Consider the following 11,560-nt stretch of genomic DNA (forward strand, 5'->3'; position numbering starts at 1 on the left):
TGTCGACAACGCTCGAATATGAGGCCGATCCGACGTTCGAAAACGAGGCCACCGGTTCGTCGAGTCCTAGTCTGCCGCGTCTTGGGTTCTGATGCTGGGCAGGGTGTCGATCCCGCGGTTGCGTAGCCGGTAGCTGGCGCCCTTCAGGGTGAGGACGTCGGCGTGGTGGACGACCCTGTCGATCATCGCGGCGGCGACGGCCTGGTCGCCGAATACGCCGCCCCAGCCGCTGAAGGGCAAGTTGGACGTGAGGATGAGTGAGGCGTGTTCGTAGCGGCTGGACACGAGCTGGAAGAACAGGTTCGCGGCGTCCTGCTCGAAGGGCAGGTAGCCGACCTCGTCGACGATGATCAGCCCGTAGCGCCGCAGCCGGGTGAGTTCCTGGGGTAGTCGTCCGGCGCGGTGGGCGTCGGTGAGTCGGGTGACCCACTCGGTCGCGGTCGCGAACAGCACCCGGTGGCCGTGATTCGCGGCCGCGATGCCAAGGCCGGTGGCCAGGATGCTTCTATGTCTGTCAAGCGGTCATGGGCAGGCTCCTTGCGACGGCGGCGGCGTGGGTGTTCATGAGTCGGTAGACCTCTCGGGCGATGGCTCGTTTCAGGCAGCGTTTGATGTCGCGGGCACTCTTGCCCTCTTGGGTGCGCCGGGCGGCGTAGGCCTTGGTCGGTTCATGGATCCGGAGTCGGCTGAGGGCGACGGTGTGAAGGGCGCGGTTGAGTTGGCGGTCGCCGGATCGGTTCAGTCTGTGGCGGGTCACTTGTCCGCTGCTGGCGGGAATCGGGGCTGCGCCGGCGAGGGACGCGAAGGCGGACTGGGAGCGGATCCTGCCGATGTGGGACCACGAGATCAGGAACTGGGAAGCGGTGATGGTGCCGATCCCGGGCTGGTCCAACAGGACTGGGCAGATGGCGACCACCAGCCGCTCGAGTTCGGTCTCATACTCGGCTGCCTCGGCTTCCAGGGCGAGCGCCCTGCGCGCGGTGCCGCGGATGGCTTGGACCGTGGCGCGGTGTTCGATCGAGTGGGTCGGCAGGGTCCGCAAGCGGGCGCAGCGTTGGAGTTGCTCGTCGGTGGTGCCTCGTCGTAGCTGGTCACGCAGGACTTGGGGTGCGTTCACGATGAGTGCCTTGAGCTGGCCGATGGCCTTGGTACGGCCCACGACGGCGCCTTGGCGAGCGGCCATCAGTACCCGCAATGCCTCGCGATCGCCGCGAGCGCGGGGCTGCGCCAGGTGTTGCCTGCTGAGCGCCTCACGGGCCGCCCGAACCGCGTCCAGGTCGTCGGACTTTGCACCGTCGCGTCGCGCCGGTCGGGCGGGGCGGTCGATCTCGACGACCCATTCGCCCGCTTCCAGCAGCGACGTGGTCAGGCCGGCGCCGTAACTGCCGGTTCCTTCGATGGCCCACACGCGGCTGCCGCCAGCATGTTGGTCGGCGAACGCCTTCAGGCGTCGGTATCCGAATGCATCGGTGGCAACGGACAGCTGATCGACGACCCCTCCAGTGGCCGCGTTCACAATCGCGGCCGTATGGGTGTCGCGATGGGTGTCGACGCCGATGACGAACTCGACGGCGCCTGCCAACATGGGTTTCATGGTGCTTCCCTTCCAAGAGGAGTGCCCTACAGGTCGGCACCGGCCTGGGTGAGGTCACCGCGCGGCAGGACTGTGATGAGGCACGACCCTGACGGGCCGGCCAAGCTTCTGATCAGGCCAACGATGGTGGGCCAGGTCGGTGCCGGCGATCACGACGACAGATCCATAGCCAGGACACCACCCAAGGGCGAGTCAATGAGTCGTTTCGGGTCAGTCACGATCACCAGCACCGACACTGGCATCCCGGCGCCGGGAAGGCCCGTAGGCCCCAATGCAAGTCTCACAGTGGGTCTTCCCGGTGCCCGGCGGGCCGAGCAACACGACGTTGCGGGCTTCGGTGAGGAACCCGCCGGATGCCAGCGCGGCGACCTGCTGGCGGACGGCAGGCTGGGCGTCCCAGTCGAACTCCTCGATTGTCTTGCGTGCGGCGAACCCGGCGGCGCGGATCCGCAGTTGGGCGCCGGATGCGTTGCGGGCGGCGACCTCGCGGTCGAGGATCGCGGCGAGGTATTCCTCGTGTGTCCAGCCGGCATCCCTGGCGTGGTCGGCCAATCTCGCGGCGGCTTCGGTGATCCGGGGGGCCTTCAACGCTGATGCCAGGTAGGTGACCTGCTTGAGCGCCTAGGTCGCATCGGTCTTCGTCTTGCCCGCCATCAGGCCACTTCCTCGCCGTCGACAGGGCCGTCGATGAGGCCGAAGGCGCGGTCGTAGTCGGCCAGGTCCCGCACCAGCTCCGTGTGCGGATCTGGTGCCGGCCGGGGTCGCTGGAACTGCTCGCGCAGGACCTTCGCGGCCGCAACGTGGGCGGGGTCGGTGATCGTCATGCCGCGGGCCCAGACCCGGTCATGGGCAGCGACCAGGCGTCCCTCGTGGCGGACCTCGACGCGGGTCAGGTCAGCGGTGACATCGACGAACCGGCCGATCACGCCGGGGTCGACGGAGTAGTCGTTGCTGTCGATGCGGACGTAGTAGTCGCGTCCGAGCCGGACCCGGTTGACCCAGCCCACCGCCGGTGGCACCGGCGGCAGCGGCAGCATCGCCGCCCGATCGGCGTCGAGCAGCTCGATCGGCCGTGCCTTGATCGTGCGCACGATCCGGGCGTTAGCGATGGTGAGCCACTCGCCGAACTGGGCGTCGAAGTCAGCCGGGGACTCGAACTCGCGGCCCGGCATGAAGGACGTCTCGAAGTAGCCGTTCCTGCGTTCCACCACACCCTTCGATTCAGGGTCGTTCGGCTTGAGTCGCTGCAACGTCGTGGCCAGCGTCCCGGTGAACGCACCCACGCCTTCGGCATGCCACTTCCCGCGGCCGATGCCTGACTCGTTGTCCCAGATCAGCCGCCGTGGAACCCGTCCGAGCAGCTGCAGCAGCATCCACATCCCCAGCAGCAGATCGGCCGTGGTCCGGGTCGGGATCATCCGCCCGACCATGAACCTGGAGTGCGCAGCGGTGATCACCAGAACCGGCAGCAGCGTCCTGGTGCCGTCCTCGAGCGGGATCTTCTTCGGCGGGAACCACAGGTCGCACTGCGCCGCATCACCAGGCAGCCAGATCAACCGGTCCGATGGGTCGACCGGCCGGTGATCAGGCCGCAGCCGTCGGACGTTGTCGCGGAACCAGCTGATCGATCCGGTCCAGCCGACCCGCTCGGCGATCACCGTCGCCGGCATGTCCGGCGTCGTGACCAGCAACTGCCGCACCGCCGGCTCGAACGGCGTGAACGATGTCGACACCGCCGGCCGCTCGTACTTCGGCGGCCCGTCCGAGGCCACCGCCCGCGCCACCGTCGACCGCCCAATGCCCAAGTCCCGCGCCACCTGCCGCTGCGGAACACCGTCCGCGACCAGCCGCCGGATCAAAACCCAATCCTCCACAGAGATCACCCATCCAATCTGTCTGGGTGGCCTCGTTCTCGACCGTCACTATGGCCTCATTTTCAAGCGTCGTCGACAACGCCGGAGCCGACCGCGAGCGCCCCTGTGGCAGAGATGATCTACCGCCTGAGGATCGGAGGGGAGGGACACGAGGGGACAGCCAGGTTTGAGTTCGGTGAGACAGAGAAGTTCACCGATCAGGACTTCGTCGATGAGTACGGCTGCCCTTCGTTCTACCGGCCGAACCCGCAGGGGAACCGGCGGTTCCGCGTGACGCCCGTGACCCTCACGCTAAGCCCCGAAACGGTGAACGGTTTCTCGAGCGAAGGAAAGATGGTGGGCTTCTCGTTCGTTGATGCCGGCAAGGCTGGACATTTCTGGGTTTGCGGGGCTCCAAGTGAGCAGTCGGGTGTCGTGCCAAGTTTCGCTGCCAAGTTGGGCTCACCCCCTTTGAGCTTCTACCTTGTGCAAGCCAAGGAAGCGACGCCCAAGACGCCCAATCCGGAGTTTGAAGACTGGGAGCCTGTCTCTGGCACGACGGCGACACCATTCGAAGTCACCTGCTCGGGAGAGGCCAAGAAGGCAAGCGAGTTCTTCTGCGCTCTGCCTATCGCCTAACCCGGAATCCGAAGCCTGTCGTGATCGGCGCCGAGGTCAGGCGGGCGCCATAGTCCCCCTGGGGACCGAATCGCACGGGGATGCCCGTGAGTGGCCCCTCCTTGTGCTGGGCCTCGACCCGCAGCCCGAGGGCGTCAACCCGAGCGAAGGTGGCCAGTTGAGCGGGCTCACGTCCATCGACTCGACGTCCGACTCTGGGCATGAGAGCGAGGTCGTGACCATCGGCCTGGAGGTCGATGCGACGGCCCGCCCCACGTCAGCGGCTGGTGGGATGTCCACCAACGGGCATGGTGGGTTGAGTCACGACCCTCGCGGCGCTGCTGGCGGGGCGCCCGATGTTCAACTCTGCCCTTGGCATCTCGTATCCCAAACACACGGATTGTGCTTGATGACTAGGCGTTGCAAGGAGCCTGCCGTCCAAACTCAGTCAGCAAGACTCCCCGTGTGCCCCGAGTGTGCCCCGAAAGTGTGTCCCGCGGGGCATGAACGGTAACAGCTTCTGCTTCGGGGGCGGTATCAGCCCTAGTCAGAGGTTGGGTAACGCGTGGCGGAGGATACGAGATTCGAACTCGTGAGAGTGGGGTTGGCGCCGTCCAGCCTGATTCAGGCAGTTTACGCCTACCTGACTAGGGCTTTTACTACTATCTCGGCCCATGCCCTGGAGTCCTGAAGTGGGCTGAAGTAGGCTGTCTTCGGTCTGCTAAGGGAACGCTAAGGGAATGAAATCCGGGAGGTCGACATGCCGCGAGGAGTACCCAAGGACCCCGGCACGAGGTGCCGGATGATCAAGGCCGACGGGACCCGGTGCGGACTGACCGCAGCGAAGAGCAAGAAGGCGGGCGGCTACTGCTATCAGCATATGGGCGTCCAGAAGCGCCGGACCTGGGGCGCGATCAAGAAGCTCGCCAGCGGCTACCACGCCAGCTACGTCGGCCCTGACGACCAGCGTCACTACGCGCCGACGGTATTCATGGCCAAGGTCGACGCAGAGGTGTGGCTCGCCCGCGAGCGGCGTCTCATCGACCTGGACGAGTGGACCTCGCCCATGGCCCGGGAGGACGCCGCACGCGAGGCCGAACTTCGCGCGAAGGCCGCCGCCATCACCCTGCGTGAGTACGCCGACCCCTGGATCCAAAACCGCCACAACCGCAACGGCCAACCCCTCAAGGCACGCTCACAAGCCGACTACCGACGTCTCCTGAAAGCCAAGATCTATCCGCGGTTTGGCGACACGGAACTGAAGGACATCACTAAGGAGGACGTCCTCGCCTGGTACCGCACCATGACCAAGACCCCGACCGAACAGGCATCGGCCTACGCCTTGTTGCGGACGATCCTGACCACCGCCGTCGAGGACGAACGAATCACCATCAACCCCTGCCGGATCAAGGGTGCCGGCAAGGCCCCGGTCAGGCATCGGGTCGAGATGGTGACCGGCGAACAGCTGGCCAAGCTTCACGACGCCATGCCCGAGCGTTACCGTCTCACCGTCCTCCTCGGCGTGTGGTGCACCCTCCGCATCGGAGAGATCCTCGAACTGCGGCGCGGAGACATCCAGATCACCCACGACAAGGCCAAGGACGGCACACCGGCCATGGTCGGCGTCGTGCATGTCCGCCGTTCCGTCCAACACATCGAAGGCGAAGCCGTCATCGACACACCCAAGACCGCCGCCGGCGCCCGCGAAGTCCACATCCCACCCGCACTCATCCCCGACCTCGAGACCCACCTGGCGCTCTACACCCAGCCCGGACGGATGGGCCTGCTCTTCCCCTCCGGCACAGGCAACCCCCTACACCACCGAACCTTCGGCAACTGGTGGAACAGGGCCCGGATCGCCGCCGGCCGCCCGAACCTGCGCTTCCACGACCTGCGCCACACCGGAGCCACGATGGCCGCACAGTCGGGCGCCACCCTCAAGGAGCTCATGGACCGCCTTGGTCACACCACACCCAAGGCAGCGATGGTCTACCAGCACACTGCGGCCGACCGCGACCAGCTCATCGCAGAACGACTCTCGGCACGCATGTCGGGTGTGACGCATCCACTCAGATCTGCCGTCGGCGATGGCTAGCTTCTACGTCCTTGCGATCTGAGCTACCGCGGCAAGAACCGGCTCTCGGACTCCTCAGAAGCACCCGAGCGGCAGCTGGCGCGGGATCGGCAGACTAGGGCGCAGTCGCGAGTTCACGGCCACCGTCGACGGCCCCCCGTACGATCTACCCGTGACCAAGCGCATCTCGACCGAGGCCTACCAAGCCCTTCGGGATGCCCTGGCTGTGGTGACTTGGTACAAGCGTCCCTTCCAAGCTTTGGTAACCATGTCGCTCCGCGACGCCCCGGGGCTGGTGGCTGGTCTCAACTTCTCCGACACCAAGCGAAACGTCGCCGACGAGTTGGTTCAGCGATTGGTCGCACATGAGAGCGAGTACCAGGACGTGACCATCCAGTTCATGCTGGAGGTCGCCTCTATGACTCGGTTCCCTGACATCGAACAGCTGCAGGAGCCTGACCGGGTGATGAGGCTCGCCGATGCCCAGGCCGCGGTGGCACGGCTCCACGAGGTCACTGAGCAGTTCAGCGGCCAGCTCGCAGAACAGGAGAAGCTTCGCGCCGAGCGGGAGGCCAACAAGGCTCAGGCCGAGGCATTCCGGAGGTTCGACGACGACATCGCAGCTCTCAAGGACAGGTTCGTGCAGCTTCAGTCGGCCTCAGATCCGCGTCAGCGGGGCTACGACTTCGAGGCACTGCTTTCGGAGCTCTTCAAGCTGTTCGACATGGAGCCCCGGCTGGCCTACCGAACCGACGCCGAGCAGATCGATGGATCACTGAGCTTCGACACAGATGACTACATCCTGGAGGCCAAGTGGATCGCTGATCCGGTGTCACGCGAAGTTGCCGATGCGTTCGCCGCCAAGGTGCGACGGAAGGGCAAGAACGCCCTGGGCCTGTTTGTGGCGGCCAACGGCCTCTCGTCCGCCGCACTCACGACCTATCGCGAGTCGACGCCGTTCATCACGATGGACGGAGGGGACGTCTTTCTGGTTCTGGACGGCCGAGTTCGCCTAGACGACCTACTCCGAGCCAAGCGTCGCCACGCCAATGAGACCGGCTCTTGCCATCTGGCGGCTTCGGAGATGTTGTCGGCTTCCTGGCCTAAGTGATCGCTGCGGCTTGCTCGCTCACACCGGCGGCGTTGGGTAGCAGGATTGTCGGCAGGACCTCGCCGTGACGCTTGCGAAGCGTGTCCAGGCTCGCCTCACTGATCGGGTCGTACCCGAGCTGGTCCTTCACGAACCTCAATCGGTGTCGGGCGTTCTGGATGATCTGTGCCCAGGTCACCCCGTGGATTGAGATCGAGTAGCCGTTCTCCCTGAATTCGGAGAACACGTCGGGCGGGAGGGTACCTTGCCCGAATTTGTACAAGACCTTCGGATCGATCTCGTCGCCAACGATCCAGAACTCCCAGATTGTGTCCACCGACGCGAAGCGAGTGTCGCCGGCCACGGTTCGGGCGTAGTTCTCGATCTGGTCCATCTGAGCCTTGCCGATCGAGACCGTGGGCCGCTTCAGCTCGATGACCAGGTGCTCGCGGTGGTTACGTTGCTGCTCGATCGCCCCGCTAAGCATCAGGTCTACGACGATCTCCCGCCCGTCCGCGTCGAGGACCGGAGTGTCCAGATCTGACGGTTTCTCTCCGTCAACTGCAAGCAAGTCAAGGTGTGCCCGGAGCGCCGTCTTGAGAGTGTTGTCGTTTGCCGTGAGGGCGTACTCCTCGCGGAAGATCCAGGTGTTGGCTGCCACGAGCTTGTGTAACTGCGACCGCTCTTTGATGTGTTTCTTCAGTTCGCGGTCGTTGACAATCTCCTCTAGGGCCGTCAGGAACTCCAGTCGGCCAACAATCGCCGTTCCGGCTCGGACCAAGGACTCCAGCGAAGTCTTGTCGAGCAGGTCGCTGAACGACTCGACCTGCTCGGGTGGGAGCTTGAGAACCTCCTCCATGATCCGACGAACACGAGACGGATCAGTCTCGACTGCGTTCTTCAGGAGCTCAAGCGACAGCCGGCGAGCCTCTGTCTCGCTCTTCGACATGACCGGAGCTGCCGCGACAGCCACGATGTCGAAGATCCCGCGAGCGGCCACCTCGGACTGAGTCTTCGGCTGCTCCTTGTATGGGTAGGTGCCTTCATCGACCCAGGAGTTGATGTACCTTGCCGACCGAGCCTCATCAGCCTCGGCGAAGAGCTTGCGGAGAGCGTCCTGGCCAGCAGCGATGACGGCCGGGATCGGGTCAGGTGCTTGGTCCTCGAATGACAGCGTGCTCTGCTCGGCGACGAACCCTTCCCATTTCAGGTAGGCCGTGAACGAGTGGCCGGGGGCATGGATGCCCGGCTTCATCTGGTGAAGCGTGGCACCACCCGCGTCGCACAGGTTGAGGTGGCGAGGTAGCTCCTTCTTCCACTCAACCACCGTGAGCACGATGGGCTCGTCGACGCCGTCGACCTGAAGCTCGATGTCGGTCTGTGACTCCTTGATGGCGTCGACATCGACGGCCTGGCCACGCCAGGTGATCCTCAAGTTGTACTGCTCGATCTGGAGGGCGAAGGTCGACAGCAGGTCATCGATGACGTCCGAGTCGAGGTACCTCGCGCCGCGGGGCAGGACATTGAAGATTTCGACCTTGCAGCCGGTCGCGGCACCTTGAGCTGGCTCGACGTCGGACACCCGGAAGTCAGCCAGGGAGCCCGCCGAGGCCGAGATCTGGAACCGCACCCGGCCGTCCGCGACGGAGTCGGCTACGGAGTTCCATCGCACGTCGGCGCCAATGCCGAGCGGCGCCCAGCGTCCCTTGCCACGCTTGCCGTGGATGAATCGGCCGCCGTCCGTCAGCGCTTGCAGTCGCTTCCAGGAGTACCCGAGGGCACCGAACGTCTGCTTCAGGTCGTCGGGAGCGATTCCAGTGCCGTCGTCCTCGACGATGAGGCGGTCGACGCCGTCCAGTGCGTTGGGTGCGACCGTGCACGTGATCGTGCTGGCGTCGGCGTCGATGGAGTTCCAGATGATCTCTGCCAGTGCGGTCTTGGGGGCCATGGCAAGGGACTGAAGGTGTGCCTGTTCCACCCCGACGTGAAGGTCTTCCATGAAGAATCAGTCTGGCACGAGTGGCCGACAGAGGGCCCCTGTACCGCAGTCAGCGGCGTCGCCGTCTCCGGGGATAGCGAGTTCGGTGCGAGCCTCGCCGGCTTCGGTGCAGAACTCCCCCGATCGCCCTATTCGGGCTCGTCGGCGGACGGGCTTCTCGATATCGGCGAGGGTGGCTCCGGCGGTCATCACGGCGACAGCCACGGGCTTCGTCTTGGGTGAGTCCTTGGCGACCAAGTTGAGGTCGAAAGGTGGGTGCCTAGGCTCTGCCGACACCGATAAGCGGCATCATTATTGCGACGATCGGAGTACTGGAGCGCCACACCTGATCTGCCGGGGATCGGTGAGGATTCCGAGCGCCGGCTTCAGTCGTCCAGATCGCCCTCGCCTAGCTCTGCGTCGATGCCACTCGGCGCGCCGGCCTCGACGGCCGGCGTCGCAACGACGTTCTGGGTCTTCAGCTTGTCCTTGATGCGAGCGACGAGCAGCTCGCGCCGGCGATCGAAGAAGTCGAGGAAGTCGCCCGCTGCGTGCGGCAGCGTGCCCGGCAGCGCATTGGCTTTCATGAACGCGGCGCATTCATCAGCGCCCTCGTAGTGCGAGGCGACCCAAGTGTCGGGGGCGGTGTCCGACTTGCCGACGTTCTCGGGTCCAGGGAGCAGCTCGAGGTTTGGCAGCAAGTCACGGCGTGCGACGAGTTCGTCAATGACGGCGTCCTGGTACAGCCGGCTGCCATCCTCCCCCTTCACGGATCGCAGCGTCTTGGCGTCCAGCTGTGCCTGCGGGAAGACATGATCGACGTGGTACTGCATCCGGGTGTCGACGTGGTCAAACAGTGTGGCGAGCACCGCCCAGGTGCGGCCTCCGCCATAGCCGAGGGCGAGCAGGTCCTCGATGAGCGCGTCGGTGACCTCCAGGGACTTGCCGCGCAGCGCCATCGCGTACTCGATCTCGGCGAGCGGGAAGTGGTCGGCACCGTCCCTACGGATGACCACGCGCAGGTCGCGCAGCAGCGTGTCCAGGCCCGAGCCCCAGACGCCGCGGACGATGAGCGAGCGCAGCACCCACGAGCGCAGGGCTGCGCGATCTTCGCGATCCTCCCTCTTGTCTGAGACGCGGTACGTGGGGGTCAGGCCGCGTCGGTGGATGTAGTACGCCACCGGGATGAGCACGCTGTCGGCAGTCAGCGTCCCGTCGGACAGGCCGAAGTCGCTCAGCAGCTCGGCTGCGATGCGCAGGGAGGTGCTGATGTCGTCCCACGTGGCTTCCAGAGTGACCATGTTTGCGGTGGTGAAGTTCTTGACCTTAAAGCCGACGTCGCCGACGTCGGCGAGGACAAGCCCGGACTTCAACACGGTGTCCTGCGAGAAGTCGAAGCCCTGCCCGGTCGTATTCAGCGCGTCGACTAGGTCGTGGACCGCCGCGCGCGCGTCCCGGTCTTTCCACTGGGCGGTCGCGATCGACATCAGCAAGTCGCTGTAGGACAACACCGTCCCACCGGAGTTCACTCGGACGAAGATGTCGAGGACGCGCTCGATGTCCTGGTCGCCCTCCTCGTAGAAGTGAAGGCTCTGGTTGTGATGCACCTCTTGCCATAGAAGGCTGATCATCTCAACCGCCTTCGCATCGTTGCCGACGCCGTACTTCACGGGGATCTGCGCCATCTGATACGCCTCGGAGGCGTCGAAGACGTCGCTGACCGGGAACCACTTCTTCGTCTCGTCCTCGACCGCCTGCGCGACCTGTTCTTTCGTCAGGAACGCGAGGTGGTACTTCAGCCCGGCCTCGTTCTCGGGTGCCTCACCCAGCAGGTTCAGGTAGAGCCGCCGCTCCGGGTAGGACCAGGACTTGTTGGCCCACGCACGCGGGTTCCGATAGGCGTAGGTGCCACGCAGGCCGATGTTGAGCGACGTCAAGCGCTGCTGACCATCGAGGACTGCGATGACCTCGCGATCAGTGGGGATGTCGACGATCGGGTTGTGCTTCTTGTCGTATCCGCTGTAGTCCTTCAGGAACCCATAGAACTTGAACTTCCCGATCGTCTCCGGAAGCACCTTCCACGAGAGGAAGCTGCCGACTGGATAACCGCGCAGCACCGAGTCGAAGATCTTGATCACCTGGGAGGGCTTCCACACATACTCACGCTGGATCGCGGGGAGGATCAGTTCGTTCCTCTGGACGAGTCTCAGCGCCGTCGCGATGGTCATCGGTTCCTTGTGCCCCATGCCCGCACGTTACTGGCGGGTGGCGACAGACACGCCGCCACTCGGCCGGGTTCGACGAGTTGATCTCAGAACCTTGGCCTCTGCGACTGTTGACCGCGTGTTGCGTT

9 protein-coding genes are annotated in these 11,560 nt (G+C 64.9%); 3 read left to right on the forward strand and 6 right to left on the reverse strand.

Annotated elements, in window-relative coordinates; translation table 11 throughout:
• Positions 1–66: 66 nt before the first annotated feature.
• The 4 genes from AC5YDV_RS17010 to istA form a co-directional block, all read right to left on the reverse strand.
• Positions 67–501: an ATP-binding protein gene (locus AC5YDV_RS17010; RefSeq protein WP_342373642.1), complete on the reverse strand. Its 435-nt coding sequence runs from the start codon at positions 499–501 to the stop codon at positions 67–69.
• Positions 502–514: 13 nt separating this feature from the next.
• The gene (locus AC5YDV_RS17015) at positions 515–1,594 is read right to left on the reverse strand and encodes an IS110 family RNA-guided transposase (RefSeq protein ID WP_496184766.1); all 1,080 of its coding nucleotides are present in this window, start codon (positions 1,592–1,594) and stop codon (positions 515–517) included.
• A gap of 210 nt (positions 1,595–1,804) precedes the next feature.
• Entirely contained in the window at positions 1,805–2,182 is a 378-nt protein-coding gene (locus AC5YDV_RS17020; RefSeq protein ID WP_496184765.1) for an ATP-binding protein, read from the reverse strand.
• Positions 2,183–2,247: 65 nt separating this feature from the next.
• Complete coding sequence (istA, locus tag AC5YDV_RS17025) at positions 2,248–3,477, reverse strand: IS21 family transposase (RefSeq protein WP_496184764.1); 1,230 nt, start codon at positions 3,475–3,477, stop codon at positions 2,248–2,250.
• Between the two features lie 96 nt (positions 3,478–3,573).
• Here istA and AC5YDV_RS17030 point away from each other — a divergent pair, with 96 nt between their 5' ends.
• The 3 genes from AC5YDV_RS17030 (at position 3,574) to AC5YDV_RS17040 (ending at position 7,250) form a co-directional block, all read left to right on the forward strand.
• Positions 3,574–4,086, forward strand: a complete 513-nt coding sequence (locus AC5YDV_RS17030; protein ID WP_496192539.1) for a hypothetical protein — start codon at positions 3,574–3,576, stop codon at positions 4,084–4,086.
• Between the two features lie 781 nt (positions 4,087–4,867).
• Positions 4,868–6,160: a tyrosine-type recombinase/integrase gene (locus AC5YDV_RS17035; RefSeq protein ID WP_496184762.1), complete on the forward strand. Its 1,293-nt coding sequence runs from the start codon at positions 4,868–4,870 to the stop codon at positions 6,158–6,160.
• A 151-nt stretch (positions 6,161–6,311) separates the two neighbouring features.
• Positions 6,312–7,250 (forward strand): restriction endonuclease, encoded by a 939-nt coding sequence (locus tag AC5YDV_RS17040; protein WP_496184761.1) that lies wholly within the window; start codon positions 6,312–6,314, stop codon positions 7,248–7,250.
• Here AC5YDV_RS17040 and AC5YDV_RS17045 read toward each other — a convergent pair.
• A complete protein-coding gene (locus AC5YDV_RS17045; protein ID WP_496184760.1) occupies positions 7,243–9,228 on the reverse strand; it encodes an ATP-binding protein in 1,986 nt (661 codons plus the stop codon). The two genes, AC5YDV_RS17040 and AC5YDV_RS17045, sit on opposite strands and share 8 nt — an antisense overlap.
• 365 nt (positions 9,229–9,593) lie before the next feature.
• Positions 9,594–11,435, reverse strand: a complete 1,842-nt coding sequence (locus AC5YDV_RS17050) for a DUF262 domain-containing protein (protein WP_496192540.1) — start codon at positions 11,433–11,435, stop codon at positions 9,594–9,596.
• Positions 11,436–11,560 lie beyond the last annotated feature (125 nt).

This window comes from Propioniciclava sp. LT432, assembly GCF_059515965.1.